Raw genomic sequence first — 14,544 nt, 5'->3', positions numbered from 1 at the left:
ACGGACGTCCGATCGTCGTACTGTCAGCGATCGTATCCCGCAGGAGTAAACGCAGGGCAATACCCATGCATCCTTGCGATTACGGCCCATGCCTCGCTCTCAGGGCCGCGTTCAGCAGCGTACCCCGCGAACCCGAGAAACTGCAGGCCGCGCCCTCCCCGATCCATCGTCCCTGCTCACAGGCTCACAGAAACGTGGGGGCAGTACATCTAGCGCAACGCCTCACCGGTGGCGGCAAGATCCGTCGCGGCCCGTTCGAGGTCCTCCGCCGCCCGGTTGATGCGCTGGGTGGTTCGCGTCACCTGACGCCCCAGACGCTGGGCCTCGATGAAGACCTTGACGGCCAGCACGCCGAGGACGGCGATCCCGAGGAACCCCAGGGCGATGGCGAGCATGGGCCAGAACATGCGCAGAGCCTCGATGTGTCTAGGTGTCCGAAGTTCTAAAGGCTGGTGTGGAGGCGCAGCGTACGCACCCCGCCACCGGTGAGGAGCTCAACTATCCGTTCCCCGGCGGGCTTACGGACGGCCGCACCGCACTTCGGGCAGGTGAAGGAGTAGAACGTCGTCCGGCGGCTGGCGCCCACGGCGAGGCGGATGGCGCCCGCCGCCAGCTCGAACCGCTCGCGGCAGTCCGGGCAGGCGGCCTTGAACCGTACGGACTCGGGCACCACCACGGTCGGAACACCTGACACCACAGACATATTGCTCATATCTCCCTCAGGTATCCGCTCAGGCCGGACCGTCATAGGCAGCGAGCGCCGCACGGGCCGCCTGCTGCGCGCTCTGCGCCAGTTCCGGCGGGGAGACGATGCGGCCTTCCCTGCCCAGTCGCAGCGCGAGCCTGCGCAGCGAGGCCGGATCGGGGGTGCGCAGGGTGATCCGCAGCCCGCCGTCGGGCAGCTCCTGGGCGCTGTCGTGCGGGTAGTACTCGGCGACCCACCGTCCGCCGGGGCCGACCTCGACCACGACCTCCGGGTCCTCGGCCGCCGGCTGGACGAGCCCTTCGGACAGGTCCCGCAGTTCGAGCTCGGGCGGCGCGGCCGGCTCGTCCAGCAGCCGGATCTCGGCGACCCGGTCGAGCCGGAACGTACGCCGGTCCTCGGAGGACCTGCACCAGGCCTCCATGTACGTATGCCCCACGGCGAACAGCCGGATCGGGTCCACCTCGCGCTCGGTGAGTTCATCGCGCGCGGGCGAGTAGTAGCGCAGCCAGAGCCGGCGCCGCTCGGAGATCGCCCGGTCGACGTCGGCGAAGACACCGCCCTCGGACTCGAAGGTGACCGAAAGCCGTGAGCTCGCCGCCCCCACCTCACCGGCCGCGGTCTCCAGCTTCGCGGTGGCCCGCAGCAGCGCCTGGCGGTCGCTCTCGCGCAGCCCGGGCAGCGTGGACACGGCGCGGGCGGCGACCAGGAGCGCCGTCGCCTCGTCGGCCGCGAGCCGCAGCGGCTCCGCGACATCGTCCGGGTTGTGCCACCAGATCCGGTCGCCGTCGGTGTCGATGTCCAGCAGATCCCCGCCGCGGAAGCTCGTACCGCACATGGGCAGCACATCGAGGTCCGAGATCAGCTCGTCCTCGGTGATCCCGAAGGCGCGGGCGACGTCCTGGACATGGGCGCCGGGGCGCTCACGCAGATACGTCACCAGGGAGAGCATCCGGCGGGTCTGGTCGATCGCGTTCGTGGCCATGAATACGGTCCCCTTCAGTCCTTGGCCACGGCGCGCAGCCGGTCCACCACGTCGGCCCGCAGATCGGCAGGTTCCTGTACGACGACGTCCGGACCGAACTCGACGAGCCAGGCATCCAGACCGTGTCCGTACGGAATCTCCAACTCGTCCCACCCGTCCCCGAGTTCCCGGACCGATATGGCGCGCGAGCGCAGCGGGTATCCGGCACCGGCCCGCAGCCTGATCCGCGCGGTCCGGGTCGCCGTCTCCCCCGCCCAGCTCTCGACGGTCTCGCGGACGGTCACGACGTCGGGCACCTCGGCGGTGAACGCCCCGGCCCGGGAGCGGACCCGGCCGGTGATCCGGGAGAGCCGGAACACCCGCTCGGCGCCGCGGTCCCGGTCCCAGCCGGCCAGATACCAGTGGCCGCGCCAGCACTCCAGCGTCCACGGCTCGACCTGGCGCTGTTCGGGCCGGGCGGCGTTGGCCTTGCGGTAGTCGAAGGTCACCGGGCGGCGGTCCCGGCAGGCCAGCATCAACGGCTCGAAGGCGGCCTCATGAACGGGGATACGGGGTTCGAGGGCGCTGTGCACCTCGTACGCGTCTTCGGCCTCCGGCATGCCCGCGGCCCGCAGCTTCTGCAGCGCGCCGCTGGCTGCACCGGCCAGCCGCGCCTGCTGCCAGACCTTGGCGGCCAGTCCGAGCGCGGCGGCCTCCTCGGCGTCCAGCGTGATCGGGGGCAGCCGGTTACTGTCGCGGCGGGCGAGGTATCCCGTGTCGCCGTCCAGGTTCTCCACGGTCTCGATGACCAGACCGAGCTCGCGCAGATCGTCCTTGTCGCGCTCGAACATCCGGTTGAAGGCGTCGTCGGAACCCGCTTCCAGATAGGCCTCGATGGAGCCGCGCAGCTCGCGCTTGCTCAGCGGGCGCCGGGTCCCCAGCAGACACAGGGCCAGGTTCATCAGCCGCTCGGCCTTGGCAATCGCCATCGACGCCCTTTCTGTTTTGCTCTACGACCGTCGACCGTACCGCTACGCGCTGTCCGGACAAAAGCGAGGGCCCGTGCCTTGCGGCACGGGCCCTCGTATCGCACGGATGCGGATCAGACGGCGACCAGGTCGCAGACGAAGATCAGTGCCTCGCCGGGTGCAATGCGGCCACCGGCGCCGCGGTCGCCGTACGCAAGGTGCGCGGGAATGGTCAGCTGGCGACGGCCGCCGACCTTCATGCCCTGCACGCCCTGGTCCCAGCCGGAGATGACCTGACCGACACCGAGCTGGAACTTCAGCGGAGTGCCGCGGTTCCAGGAGGCGTCGAACTCCTCGCCGCTGGAGAAGGCCACGCCCACGTAGTGGACGGAGACGGTGTCGCCCGCCTTGGCCACCGCGCCGTCGCCTTCCCAGATGTCCTTGATCTCCAAGTCGGCCGGCGGCTCGCCACCCGGGAAGTCGATCTCGGGCTTCTCGATGCTCACTGACTTGCTCCTCTTAATGATGAACTGGGCAACCGGGACAGTCTTACATCTTTGCCAGGATGTCCACGGCGAACACCAGCGTGGACTTCGCGGGGATGGTCTGCTGCGCCTTGTCACCGAACGCCTGGTCCGGCGGGATGACGAGGAGCACACGGCTGCCGATCTTCTTGCCGACCAGACCGTTCTTCAGCCCCTTCAGGGTGACCTGGGCCAGCGGGAAGGTCTGCGTCTTGCCCGCCGAATAGGTGCTGTCGAACGTTTTGCCGTCCTTCCACAGCAGACCGACGTAGTTCACGATGACGCTGTCGGTGTCCTTCACGACGTCGCCCTTGGACTCCAGGATGTAATTGGAGACAAGTTTCGCCGGCGGGTCGGTCTTGGTGGGGATGGTGACCTTGGGGGCCTTGCCGTCGGTGTTGGTGCCGACCTTGGGCAGGTCGATGTTGTCCTGGGCGACCGCGGTGCCCTTGGCGGACGTCGGGATCTGCGTCGACTTCAGAATGTCGACGACGAAGACGAGCGTGGCGTTCGGCTTGATGTCGCCCTGGCCCTGCGCTCCGTAGCCGAGATCCGGCGGGATGACCAGCTCGACGCGGCTGCCGACCTTCTGGCCGACGAGGCCCTGGTCCCAGCCCTTGATGACCATGCCCGCACCGAGCGTCAGATCGAAGGGCTGCTTGCGGTCGAAGCTGTTGTCGAACGGCTTGTCGGAGTCCCAGGACTGACCGAGGTAGTTGACCTGGATCGCATCGCCGTTCTTGAGCGTGGCGCCGTCACCCTGGCTGACGACCCTGGTCTTCAGCTCCTTGGGCGGGTTCCCCTTGCCCTTGGACAGGGTGGGCTTCTCGCCGAACTTCGCGCCCGCGGTGATCGCGGGGAACCCGTCCTTGGACGCGGCGGAAGCGGAAACGGAATCGGAAGCGGAGCCCTTGTCGTCGCCGCAGGCCGCTGTCAGCAGCAACAGGGGGACGACGAGAAGGCCGGCAAGTCGGCGCACTTGTTCCTCAGATCTCAGACGGCACAGTTGGTTGAGTCCTCGACACTCTAGGGCGTACGCAGGGCCCCGTACGAGGAACGTACGGGGCCCGCGTCGCGTCGGGAGCCGAGGTTGTCCTGTTGCCGGCTCACATACCCGCGATCAGCTTCTCCACTCGGTCGTCCACCGAACGGAACGGGTCCTTGCACAACACCGTGCGCTGCGCCTGGTCGTTGAGCTTGAGATGGACCCAGTCGACGGTGAAGTCCCGCCGCTGTTCCTGGGCCCTGCGGATGAAGTCACCGCGCAGCCGCGCCCTGGTCGTCTGCGGGGGCACGGACTTGCCCTCGAAGATCTTCAGGTCGTTGCAGATGCGGGCGGCCTGTCCCTTGCGCTCCAGCAGGTAGTACAGGCCGCGGCGGCGGTGGATGTCGTGGTACGCGAGGTCTATCTGGGCGACCCGCGGGTGCGACATGGTCATGTTGTGCTTGGCCCGGTACCGCTCGATGAGCTTGTACTTCATCACCCAGTCGATCTCGGTCTCGATCCGGCCGAGGTCCTCGGCCTCGATCGCGTCGAGCGTACGGCCCCACAGCTCCAGGACCTGAGCGACGGTTCCGGTGCGGATGCCACGGCGGTCGACGAAGTCGACGGCCTTCTCGTAGTACTCGCGCTGCACCTCGATGGCGGATGCCTCACGGCCACTGGCCAGGCGCACCTTGCGCTGACCCGTGGTGTCGTGACTGACCTCACGGATCGCCCGGATCGGGTTCTCCAGCGTCAGATCACGCATCACGGTGCCCGCCTCGATCATGCGGAGCACCAGATCGGTCGCGCCGACCTTGAGCAGCATGGTCGTCTCGGACATGTTGGAGTCACCGACGATGACATGGAGGCGGCGGTACCGCTCCGCGTCCGCATGCGGTTCGTCACGCGTATTGATGATCGGGCGGGAGCGCGTCGTCGCGGAACTGACGCCCTCCCAGATGTGCTCGGCACGCTGGCTGACGCAGTAGACGGCGCCCCTCGGTGTCTGCAGCACCTTGCCCGCGCCGCAGATCAGTTGCCTCGTGACGAGGAAGGGAATGAGGATGTCCGCGAGCCGGGAGAATTCTCCGTGCCGCGCCACGAGATAGTTCTCGTGACACCCGTAGGAGTTTCCCGCCGAGTCGGTGTTGTTCTTGAAGAGATAGACGTCGCCCGCGATTCCCTCCTCGTGCAGGCGGCGTTCGGCGTCGACGAGCAGACCTTCGAGAATGCGCTCGCCGGCCTTGTCGTGGGTGACCAGCTCGGTCAGGTTGTCGCATTCGGGGGTTGCATATTCCGGATGCGATCCCACGTCGAGGTAGAGGCGGGCGCCGTTCCGCAGAAAGACATTGCTGCTGCGGCCCCATGACACAACACGGCGGAAGAGGTAGCGCGCCACTTCATCAGGAGACAGTCGGCGCTGTCCCCTGAACGTGCACGTGACGCCGTACTCGTTCTCCAGCCCGAAAATGCGGCGGTCCATGACTGAACATTACGCCTGATGGCCTGAGCTGAAACCGGGTTCGACAGCACCGTTTCGATCATTTTCCGATCCTTGTACAGCAACGGCCGTACGCCCGGGAACTGCGAGGACCCTTCCCGTGGCCAGCAGGACCAGCAGCGCCGCCACCCCGCCGGCCCCCGCGACGGCGAAGCTCCATGTCGTGCCGCCCAGCTCGACGGCCGGGCCCGCCACGGCCGTTCCCGCCGCCGCGCCCACGCCGAACGTCGTCACCAGCCAGGAGAACGCCTCGGTCACCGTGCCCCGCGGGGCATGCCGGTCGACCACGATGAACGAGCACGCGATCGCGGGCGCCAGAAAGACTCCGGCCACTGCCGCCAGAGCGGTCATGGCGGCCACTCCGGGGGTCAGCATCAGCGGCAGATACCCCAGTGCCAGCAGCGCGACAATGACCCGCAGCCGGCGCTCCGGCGCCCCGGCCCACTGCCGCGCCCCGTACACCGCACCGCCGACCAGCGCACCCAGCCCGAGCGCGGCCATCAGCCAGCCGTACACCGACTCCCGGCCGTGGTCGTCGGCGTACGCCACCCCGGCCACCGTGATCGAACCGAGCGCGAGCCCGACGAAGAAGAACGAGCCGAGCAGTGCCAGCAGCCCCGGCGAGCGCAGCGCGCCCAGCCAGTGCGCCTCACGGGGCGCCGAACGCCAGGCGCGGGAGGGCTCGGAGAGGACGACGGAGAGCGCCCCGAGGACCCCGATCGCGTTGATGACGAAGAGGGCGGCGGCGGGCGACCAGAGGGAGACGAGCAGCGTCACCAGCAGCGGGCCCACGGTGAACATGACCTCCTGGGCGACGGCGTCCAGCGCGTACGCCCGGTGCACCCGGTCCTCGCCACCCAGGACGGTCGGCCACAGGGCCCGCAGACCGCCCTCCAGCGGCGGGGTGAACACACCGGCCACCATCACCGCCCCATAGGCCAGCGGCAGCGACCCCAGGCCCACCAGGGCCAGCAAAGCCATGCCCAGCGCCGACACCACGGAGGCCGGGAGCTGGACGCGTGGCTGGCCGTACAGATCCACGGCGCGGCCCAGCAGCGGCTGTCCGACCGCGGTGGACAGCCCGTACACGGCCGCGAGCGCACCGGCGAGGGTGTAGCTGCCGCCCTCGGCCCGGGTGAACAGCACGATCGCGATATGGGCGGTGCCGCTGGGCAGCCGCCCCACCAGGGTCCCTGCCAGCAGCCGGGCGGCATGCCGCGCCCGGAGGATGTCCAGATATCCCGCGGCCATGTCCCGCCCCTCTCCCTGGGTGCTCTACCGCACCCTGAGGTTTTACGTATAACGTCGAGGTTCATACGTACCATGTGCCCAGTCCGCAGGTCCACCTCACGGCGCCTGCCCCCCGACCGGCCCGGAGGCCCGAGTGACCGGCGCACCACAGTCACAGCCCGCCCCGACCCGGCCCACCAGCCGCGATGTCGGGCAGGCCGCAGGCGTCTCGCAGGCCACCGTCTCCCTCGTGCTCGGCGACAAATGGCACGGCCGGGTCTCGACGGCCACCGCCGAGCGCGTACGGCACGCCGCGCATGAACTCGGCTACCAGCCCAATCTCGCCGCCCGCAACCTCCGCCTCGGCCGCACCAGGACCGCGCTGCTGGTCGTCCCCGCGCTCACCAGCGAATTCTTCGCGCGTGTCTACACCGGCGCCGCCGCGGTCGCCGCCGAGCACGGCTTCGGGGTCGTCCTCTACCCGTCCCCCGAGGGCACGGGGCCGGCCAGGGATCCCTTCGCCTCGGCGCGTGCCTCCCTCGACGGGGTGATCGCCTCCTCCATGGCCGCCGGCGCACTCGACGCGCTGCGCGGCGCCGGCCTGCCGCTGGTCATGCTCGACAGCGACCCGGCGGACACCGGCGTCGCGGCACGGGTCAACCTCGACATCGCCGACGGCATGCGGCAGGTCGCGGAGCATCTGCTCGCGCTCGGCCACCGCCGCTTCGTCCACCTCGCGTCGGCGGTCGACACCTGGACCTTCGCGGTCCGTGCCCGGGCGCTCCACGACACCCTGGGGGCGGTGCCCGGCACCTCCGTACGGACCGTCACGGCGGCGCTCGACGTACAGGCAGGACGCGAAGCCACGGAGCACGCACTCGCCGCCTCCGGCCCCCGGCCCACCGCCATCGTCTGCGACGACGACATCCTCGCCGCGGGCGCCTGCAAGGCCGCCCGCAGACTCGGACTCCGTGTCCCCGACGACCTCTCTGTCACCGGTTTCGACGATCTGGCCCTGGCCACGGCCGTCGAACCGGAGCTCACCACCGTGCAGCTGCCCGCCGAACAGGTCGGCGAACGCGGCATGGCCGCCCTGCTGGCGGTCCTGGACGGCCGCCCGGCCGAGCCCGGCAGCCTGCCCGTTCACCTGGTGGCACGCGGCTCCTCAGCACCCCCGCCCGCGGACGGTCCGCGCTCATGACGGTGCCCCGGCCCGCCGGGAAGGGCGGACCGGGGCACCGTCACAGCGGTGGGCTACTCCTCGGAGGACTCCACGTCCCCACCGGAATCGGTGGACTTGGTGACATCCGTCGTGCTCGTGGGGGACTCGGTCCCCTCTCCGTCCTCGATGTCGGAGGGGGCATCCGTCGGCGCGGAGCCGCCGTCCGCCTCCAGCAACCGCGCCAGCTGCCGGCCGACGATCCGCTTGAACTTCCGCTGCTGCGGCCTCGTACGGTCCAGGACCGCGACCTCCAGCCGCTCCGCGGGGATCTCCCGCTCGCTCCCGTTGGGATCGCGGGACAGCGCCTGCACCGCCAGCTTGAGCGCCTCGGCAAGCGTCATGCCGTCCCGGTGCCGCTGGTCCAGGAAGGTGCTGATCTGCTCGGCGTTACCGCCGACCGCGACCGAGCCGTGCTCGTCGACGATCGAGCCGTCGTGCGGCAGCCGGTAGATCTGGTCGCCCTCCGGCTCGGCGCCCACCTCGGCGACCACCAGCTCCACCTCGTACGGCTTCTCGGCCGCACTGGAGAAGATGGTGCCCAGCGTCTGCGCATAGACGTTGGCCAGCCCACGGGCCGTCACATCGTCACGGTCGTAGGTGTATCCACGCAGATCGGCGTAGCGCACACCGCCGATGCGGAGATTCTCGTACTCGTTGTACTTACCGGCGGCGGCGAAACCGATCCGGTCATAGATCTCGCTGAACTTGTGCAGCGCACGGGACGGGTTCTCGCCGACGAACACAATGCCGTCGGCGTACTGCAGCACAACCAGGCTGCGACCACGGGCGATGCCCTTCCGGGCGTATTCCGCCCGGTCGGCCATGGCCTGCTGAGGTGAGACATAGAACGGCGTCGACACCGGTTATCCGTCCCTTTCTGTCAGTGACAAGAGCATCGAAGAAGCAGCGGAACGGGGGTCAGAGCAGCGCGGCGCGCGGGCCGTCGGGCTGTTCCATCCGGCGTTCCAGAATCGAGCGGGCAATCTCGGAGGATTCCGTCTCGGTCAGCTTCCGGAAGCCCTCGTCGGTGATGACGGTGACGATCGGGTAGATCCGCCGGGCCACATCGGGACCGCCGGTCGCCGAGTCGTCGTCCGCGGCGTCGTACAGCGCCTGGATGACCAGGGTGAGGGCCTGCTGCTCCGTCAGATCCTCGCGGTAGAGCTTCTTCATCGAGCCACGGGCGAAGATCGACCCGGAGCCGGTGGCCGCGTAGCCGACTTCCTCGGAACGGCCGCCGGTGACGTCGTACGAGAAGATCCGGCCCTTCTCGCGGTCGACGTCGAAGCCGGCGAAGAGCGGCACGACGGCGAGGCCCTGCATGGCCATCGCCAGGTTGCTGCGGATCATCGTGGAGAGCCGGTTCGCCTTGCCCTCCAGGGAGAGCTGTGCGCCCTCGACCTTCTCGAAGTGCTCCAGCTCCAGCTGGAAGAGTTTGACCATCTCCACGGCCAGTCCGGCCGTGCCGGCGATGCCCACCGCCGAATACTCGTCGGCCGGGAAGACCTTCTCGATGTCGCGCTGTGCGATCACGTTGCCCATGGTCGCCCGCCGGTCGCCGGCCAGGACCACACCGCCGGGGAACGTCGCCGCGACGATGGTCGTCCCGTGCGGCGCCTCGATGGCCCCCTGCAGGGGCGGCAGGTTCCGGTTGCCCGGGAGCATCTCGGGAGAATGGTCGGACAGGAAATCCATGAACGAAGAGGATCCCGGCGTCAGGAAGGCAGCTGGTAGACGCCCGGTGCTACGAGTGTTGGCTTCCACGCGTTTCCCTCCAGGTATGCGACGGCCCTGCAAGGTGTCAGGATCGTCTCCCAACGTGCCGATGGCCGAATTGCAGTTGATGCGTTTACGCCACGGACCCTACCCGTCCCGCGGCAGTGATCCACATGAACCGAGGGGGCGGCTGTACAGCCTGCGGTGCCGCTTGTGCCCGCGCGGTACGGGCCGACCCGGCCCGTACCGCGCGCACCTCTCCACTCCCCCGAGTTCACATTTGTGAACTACTGTCCACCCTTTTGAACGAAGGAACGCACGAAGTCCTCTGCGTTCTCCTCGAGTACGTCATCGATCTCGTCCAGAACCGAGTCGACATCGTCGCTCAGCTTCTCCTGGCGCTCCTTGAGGTCCTCGGTCGCCTGCGCGTCCTGCGCCTGCTCCTCGACCTCCTCGGTGGAGCGCGTCGCCTTCTGCTGTCCGCCGCCGGTGTCCTTGGTCGCCATATAGCTCACCCCGCTCGGTTCGAAGCACTTGATCAGACCCTACCTACGGGGTCCGACATTGGCCCGGTAGTTGTCTCAACGTCCGGGGGTCATCACGATGTTTCCCCGATCGCGGCCCTTTCAGCCGCCCGACAGCACCTGGACCAGCTCTTCCGCCGTGCGACAGCGGTCCAGGAGCTCCTTGACGTGATTACGGGTGCCGCGGAGCGGTTCCAGGGTGGGTACCCGTTGCAGTGAGTCATGGCCCGGCAGATCGAAGATGACCGAGTCCCAGGAGGCCGCAGCCACGTCGTCCGCGTACTGCTCCAGGCAGCGGCCCCGGAAATAGGCCCTGGTGTCCTCCGGAGGCTTCGTACGGGCCTTCTCGACCGCGCCCTCGTCCAGCAGGCGCTTCATCTTCCCGCGGGCCGCCAGACGGTTGTAGAGGCCCTTCTCGGCCCTCACGTCGGCGTACTGGAGATCCACCAGGTGCAGGCGCGCCGCGTCCCAGTCCAGGCTGTCCCGGCGGCGGTAGCCCTCCATGAGCTCCCGCTTGGCGATCCAGTCGAGCTCGCCGGACAGGCTCATCGGATCGTTCTCCAGCCGGTTGAGAGTGTCCTCCCAGCGGACAAGGACGTCCTTGGTCTGCTCGTCGGCATCCACCCCGTACCGTTCCTCGACGTACTTGCGGCCCAGCTCGAAGTACTCCATCTGGAGCTGCACCGCCGTGAGGGTACGGCCGCTACGCAGCGTGATCAGATGCTTCAGCGTCGGGTCGTGGGAGACGTGGTGCAGGGTGCGTACCGGCTGGTCGACCGCGAGATCGACGTTGATGAAGCCGTCCTCGATCATGGAGAGGACCAGGGCGGTGGTGCCCAGCTTGAGATAGGTGGAGATCTCCGAGAGGTTCGCGTCGCCGATGATCACATGGAGCCGGCGGTACTTCTCGGCATCGGAGTGGGGTTCGTCGCGGGTGTTGATGATGGGGCGCTTGAGGGTGGTCTCCAGGCCGACCTCGACCTCGAAGTAGTCGGCGCGCTGACTGATCTGGAAGCCGTGCTCATGGCCGTCCTGGCCGATTCCCACGCGTCCCGCCCCGGTGACCACCTGGCGGGAGACGAAGAACGGGGTCAGATGGCGCACGATGTCAGAGAACGGGGTCTCCCGCTTCATCAGGTAGTTCTCGTGCGTGCCGTACGAGGCGCCCTTGTTGTCGGTGTTGTTCTTGTAGAGGTGGATCGGCTGGGCGCCGGGGAGCTGGGCCGCACGTTCGGCCGCTTCGGCCATGATGCGTTCGCCGGCCTTGTCCCAGAGGACCGCGTCCCGTGGATTGGTGACTTCCGGGGAGCTGTATTCGGGGTGCGCATGGTCGACGTAGAGACGGGCGCCGTTGGTGAGAATGACATTGGCAAGGCCGATGTCCTCGTCGGTGAGCTGGCTGGAGTCCGCGGTCTCGCGGGCGAGGTCGAAACCTCGCGCGTCCCGCAGCGGGTTCTCCTCCTCGAAGTCCCAGCGGGCGCGGCGCGCCCGGTGCATCGCCGCTGCGTAGGCGTTGACGATCTGGGATGAGGTGAGCATGGCATTGGCGTTGGGGTGGCCGGGGACGGAGATCCCGTACTCCGTCTCGATGCCCATTACTCGCCGTACGGTCATGCGGCCCTCCTTGCCCGGCGGCGCTCCCTTGAGGGGGCGGCGCTCAAGTACCGCTGCTTGTCCGGTGCGTGTGCGGTGCCCGTCCCCGCACTGCGCGACCGGGCGGTACGCAAGAGCCTAGAGCGACTCTGTGCTGGTGGGGAGATCAATTACGTCATTGCTGCGGTGTCGCGTGAGCTGTCCGGAAAGCAACCGGCTGCGGATGCCCGGCCGGGCATCCGCAGCCGGTCTGCGTTCTACAGGTACTGCCCGGTATTCGCCACCGTGTCGATGGAACGACCGGTGTCTGCGCCCTGCTTTCCGGTGACGAGCGTACGGATGAAGACGATCCGCTCGCCCTTCTTGCCGGAGATCCTGGCCCAGTCGTCCGGGTTCGTGGTGTTCGGCAGGTCCTCGTTCTCCTTGAACTCGTCCACGCATGCCTGGAGGAGATGGGAGACGCGAAGGCCCTTCTGGCCCTGGTCGAGGAAGGCCTTGATGGCCATCTTCTTGGCCCGGTCGACGATGTTCTGGATCATCGCGCCGGAGTTGAAGTCCTTGAAGTAGAGGACTTCCTTGTCGCCGTTGGCGTACGTGACCTCGAGGAAGCGGTTCTCCTCGGACTCGGTGTACATCCGCTCGACGACCGACTGGATCATGGCGTGCGCAGCGGCTTCCTTGGAGCCGGTGTGCTCCGAGAGGTCGTCCGCGTGCAGGGGCAGCGAAGGCGTGAGGTACTTCGCGAAGATGTCCTTCGCGGCCTCTGCGTCGGGGCGCTCGATCTTGATCTTCACATCGAGGCGGCCGGGGCGCAGGATCGCGGGGTCGATCATGTCCTCGCGGTTGGAGGCGCCGATGACGATGACGTTCTCCAGGCCCTCGACGCCGTCGATCTCGGCGAGCAGCTGGGGGACGATGGTGTTCTCCACGTCCGAGCTGACGCCGGATCCCCGGGTGCGGAAGAGGGACTCCATTTCGTCGAAGAAGACGATGACAGGGGTGCCCTCGCTCGCCTTCTCACGGGCACGCTGGAAGACCAGGCGGATGTGCCGCTCGGTCTCGCCGACGTACTTGTTGAGGAGTTCCGGGCCCTTGATGTTGAGGAAGTAGCTCTTGCCCGTGGGCTGGCCGGTGACTTCGGCGACCTTCTTGGCAAGGGAGTTGGCCACTGCCTTGGCAATGAGTGTCTTGCCGCAGCCGGGCGGACCGTAGAGCAGGATGCCCTTCGGTGGCCGCAGTTCGTGTTCCTTGAAGAGGTCGGGGTGGAGGTAGGGGAGCTCGACCGCGTCCCGGATCAGCTCGATCTGGTCGCCCAGGCCGCCGATCTTGTCGTAGTCGATGTCCGGTACTTCTTCGAGGACGAGCTCTTCGACCTCGCTCTTGGGGACCACTTCGTAGACGTAGCCGGACCTGGGTTCGAGCAGCAGGGCGTCGCCGGGGCGGATGGTGATGTCCAGCAGTGGCTCGGCGAGCCGTACCACCCGTTCCTCGTCGGTGTGCCCGATGACCAGGGCCCGCTCGCCGTCCTCAAGGATTTCCTTGAGGGTGACGATGTCTCCGGCCCGCTCGAATTCCATGGCGTCGACCACGTTGAGCGCTTCATTGAGCATGACTTCCTGGCCGCGCCGGAGGTCGTCGAGCTCAACGCTGGGGCTGACATTCACCCGGAGCTTGCGGCCCCCGGTGAAGATGTCGCAGGTGCCGTCCTCATTGCCCTGCAAGAACACACCGAAGCCGGCCGGCGGCTGTGCGAGCCGGTCGACTTCTTCCTTGAGGGCCACGATCTGGTCGCGGGCCTCGCGGAGTGTGTTGGCTAGCCGCTCATTCTGCGCGGACACGCCTGCCAGGTTGGTCTGCAACTCGACGATCCGCTCTTCGAGAATCCTCGTATGGCGCGGAGAGTCGGCGAGCTTACGTCGCAGGACGGCGATTTCCTGCTCGAGATAGGCGACCTGGCCGGCTGGGTCTTCTGACCCCCGCCCGGGCCGGATGCCGCGGTTGATGTCGTCGTCGTGGGCTGCCACGGTCCTCACCTCCTCCAAGGGGAGCTGGACGCTTCCTGACCCTACCTGGGTGGGTGATGATTGAAACCCCTAGATCACAAAGACTGCGGGGTGTGTCCGATCTTCACCCTTGCGTTCCCCCTCGTGTCAGGGGGATACCCACCCTTCAACATCGGAAAGCGGCCGGTTGTATCGTCGAACCGTTCAACACCCGTCAGGACTGGCTACTTTTGGTCCGGATACGCAGAAAACGGCAGGAGAAATGACCGTGCAGCAGGACGCTCCCACCGGCAGCGAGACGCAGGACCTGGAGGTCTGGATCGACCAGGACCTCTGCACGGGAGACGGTATCTGCGTGCAGTACGCACCCGAGGTGTTCGAGCTGGACATCGACGGTCTGGCGTATGTGAAGAGCAGCGACGACGAGCTGCTGCAGGACAAAGGCGCGACGACACCCGTACCGCTGCCGCTTCTTCAGGATGTGGTCGATTCGGCCAAGGAGTGCCCGGGCGACTGCATCCATGTACGTCGCGTTTCGGACAGCGTCGAGGTGTACGGTCCCGAGGCCGCCTGATCCGGCGGTTCCGGGCGGACGATCACGCACAGTGACC

General features: G+C 67.7%; 15 protein-coding genes and 1 pseudogene. 2 read left to right on the top strand and 14 right to left on the bottom strand.

The window, feature by feature from the left end:
* Positions 1 to 209 precede the first annotated feature (209 nt).
* From ACGFU7_RS13450 to ACGFU7_RS13415, 8 genes are all read right to left on the bottom strand, one after another.
* Complete coding sequence (locus ACGFU7_RS13450) at positions 210 to 407, bottom strand: hypothetical protein (RefSeq protein WP_259933213.1); 198 nt, start codon at positions 405 to 407, stop codon at positions 210 to 212.
* 35 nt (positions 408 to 442) lie between these two features.
* Positions 443 to 712, bottom strand: coding sequence for a hypothetical protein (locus ACGFU7_RS13445; RefSeq protein ID WP_393695262.1), 270 nt, complete (start codon positions 710 to 712; stop codon positions 443 to 445).
* 19 nt (positions 713 to 731) lie between these two features.
* Positions 732 to 1,688, bottom strand: coding sequence for a helix-turn-helix transcriptional regulator (locus ACGFU7_RS13440; protein WP_393695260.1), 957 nt, complete (start codon positions 1,686 to 1,688; stop codon positions 732 to 734).
* Between the two features lie 14 nt (positions 1,689 to 1,702).
* Complete coding sequence (locus ACGFU7_RS13435; RefSeq protein WP_383963753.1) at positions 1,703 to 2,656, bottom strand: helix-turn-helix transcriptional regulator; 954 nt, start codon at positions 2,654 to 2,656, stop codon at positions 1,703 to 1,705.
* A 113-nt stretch (positions 2,657 to 2,769) separates the two neighbouring features.
* Positions 2,770 to 3,141 (bottom strand): FKBP-type peptidyl-prolyl cis-trans isomerase, encoded by a 372-nt coding sequence (locus tag ACGFU7_RS13430; protein WP_393695258.1) that lies wholly within the window; start codon positions 3,139 to 3,141, stop codon positions 2,770 to 2,772.
* Positions 3,142 to 3,184: 43 nt separating this feature from the next.
* Positions 3,185 to 4,138: an FKBP-type peptidyl-prolyl cis-trans isomerase gene (locus ACGFU7_RS13425; RefSeq protein WP_393695256.1), complete on the bottom strand. Its 954-nt coding sequence runs from the start codon at positions 4,136 to 4,138 to the stop codon at positions 3,185 to 3,187.
* A 127-nt stretch (positions 4,139 to 4,265) separates the two neighbouring features.
* Entirely contained in the window at positions 4,266 to 5,627 is a 1,362-nt protein-coding gene (gene pafA / locus ACGFU7_RS13420) for a Pup--protein ligase (RefSeq protein ID WP_393695254.1), read from the bottom strand.
* Between the two features lie 9 nt (positions 5,628 to 5,636).
* Complete coding sequence (locus ACGFU7_RS13415) at positions 5,637 to 6,896, bottom strand: MFS transporter (protein ID WP_393695252.1); 1,260 nt, start codon at positions 6,894 to 6,896, stop codon at positions 5,637 to 5,639.
* Positions 6,897 to 7,029: 133 nt separating this feature from the next.
* Here ACGFU7_RS13415 and ACGFU7_RS13410 point away from each other — a divergent pair, with 133 nt between their 5' ends.
* A complete protein-coding gene (locus ACGFU7_RS13410) occupies positions 7,030 to 8,076 on the top strand; it encodes a LacI family DNA-binding transcriptional regulator (RefSeq protein ID WP_393695250.1) in 1,047 nt (348 codons plus the stop codon).
* A 53-nt stretch (positions 8,077 to 8,129) separates the two neighbouring features.
* On the opposite strand, the gene prcA is transcribed toward ACGFU7_RS13410, so the two are convergent.
* The 6 genes and pseudogenes from prcA to arc all read right to left on the bottom strand — a co-directional run bounded on the left by prcA (position 8,130) and on the right by arc (position 13,954).
* The gene (prcA, locus tag ACGFU7_RS13405) at positions 8,130 to 8,957 is read right to left on the bottom strand and encodes a proteasome subunit alpha (protein WP_389604282.1); all 828 of its coding nucleotides are present in this window, start codon (positions 8,955 to 8,957) and stop codon (positions 8,130 to 8,132) included.
* A gap of 58 nt (positions 8,958 to 9,015) precedes the next feature.
* Positions 9,016 to 9,861: a proteasome subunit beta gene (gene prcB, locus ACGFU7_RS13400; protein ID WP_393695248.1), complete on the bottom strand. Its 846-nt coding sequence runs from the start codon at positions 9,859 to 9,861 to the stop codon at positions 9,016 to 9,018.
* Positions 9,813 to 10,010: pseudogene (locus tag ACGFU7_RS13395) on the bottom strand (endonuclease domain-containing protein); the annotation flags it as partial. The gene prcB and the pseudogene ACGFU7_RS13395, both read right to left, overlap by 49 nt.
* 90 nt (positions 10,011 to 10,100) lie before the next feature.
* Positions 10,101 to 10,319 (bottom strand): ubiquitin-like protein Pup, encoded by a 219-nt coding sequence (locus ACGFU7_RS13390; protein ID WP_324771669.1) that lies wholly within the window; start codon positions 10,317 to 10,319, stop codon positions 10,101 to 10,103.
* 120 nt (positions 10,320 to 10,439) lie between these two features.
* On the bottom strand, positions 10,440 to 11,951 hold the full coding sequence (dop, locus tag ACGFU7_RS13385; protein ID WP_393695246.1) for a depupylase/deamidase Dop: 1,512 nt from the start codon (positions 11,949 to 11,951) through the stop codon (positions 10,440 to 10,442).
* A gap of 236 nt (positions 11,952 to 12,187) precedes the next feature.
* Entirely contained in the window at positions 12,188 to 13,954 is a 1,767-nt protein-coding gene (gene arc / locus ACGFU7_RS13380) for a proteasome ATPase (protein WP_393695244.1), read from the bottom strand.
* Between the two features lie 241 nt (positions 13,955 to 14,195).
* Between arc and ACGFU7_RS13375 the strand changes: the two genes are divergently transcribed.
* Entirely contained in the window at positions 14,196 to 14,507 is a 312-nt protein-coding gene (locus ACGFU7_RS13375; RefSeq protein WP_393695242.1) for a ferredoxin, read from the top strand.
* Positions 14,508 to 14,544: the final 37 nt, after the last annotated feature.

Origin of the sequence: Streptomyces sp. NPDC048473 (assembly GCF_043200155.1) — a bacterium.
Taxonomy (GTDB): domain Bacteria; phylum Actinomycetota; class Actinomycetes; order Streptomycetales; family Streptomycetaceae; genus Streptomyces.
The sequence above is the reverse complement of the archived record's forward strand: the minus strand, read 5'-3'. Positions and strand labels throughout refer to the sequence as shown.

Excerpts from the sequence above, each read along its gene's own strand:
- ACGFU7_RS13435 (WP_383963753.1), bottom strand. The coding sequence starts at position 2,656 with ATGGCGATTGCCAAGGCCGAGCGGCTGATGAACCTGGCCCTGTGTCTG.
- ACGFU7_RS13440 (WP_393695260.1), bottom strand. The coding sequence starts at position 1,688 with ATGGCCACGAACGCGATCGACCAGACCCGCCGGATGCTCTCCCTGGTG.
- ACGFU7_RS13415 (WP_393695252.1), bottom strand. The coding sequence starts at position 6,896 with ATGGCCGCGGGATATCTGGACATCCTCCGGGCGCGGCATGCCGCCCGG.
- pafA (WP_393695254.1), bottom strand. The coding sequence starts at position 5,627 with ATGGACCGCCGCATTTTCGGGCTGGAGAACGAGTACGGCGTCACGTGC.
- ACGFU7_RS13450 (WP_259933213.1), bottom strand. The coding sequence starts at position 407 with ATGTTCTGGCCCATGCTCGCCATCGCCCTGGGGTTCCTCGGGATCGCC.
- ACGFU7_RS13445 (WP_393695262.1), bottom strand. The coding sequence starts at position 712 with ATGAGCAATATGTCTGTGGTGTCAGGTGTTCCGACCGTGGTGGTGCCC.
- ACGFU7_RS13375 (WP_393695242.1), top strand. The coding sequence starts at position 14,196 with ATGACCGTGCAGCAGGACGCTCCCACCGGCAGCGAGACGCAGGACCTG.
- ACGFU7_RS13390 (WP_324771669.1), bottom strand. The coding sequence starts at position 10,319 with ATGGCGACCAAGGACACCGGCGGCGGACAGCAGAAGGCGACGCGCTCC.
- dop (WP_393695246.1), bottom strand. The coding sequence starts at position 11,951 with ATGACCGTACGGCGAGTAATGGGCATCGAGACGGAGTACGGGATCTCC.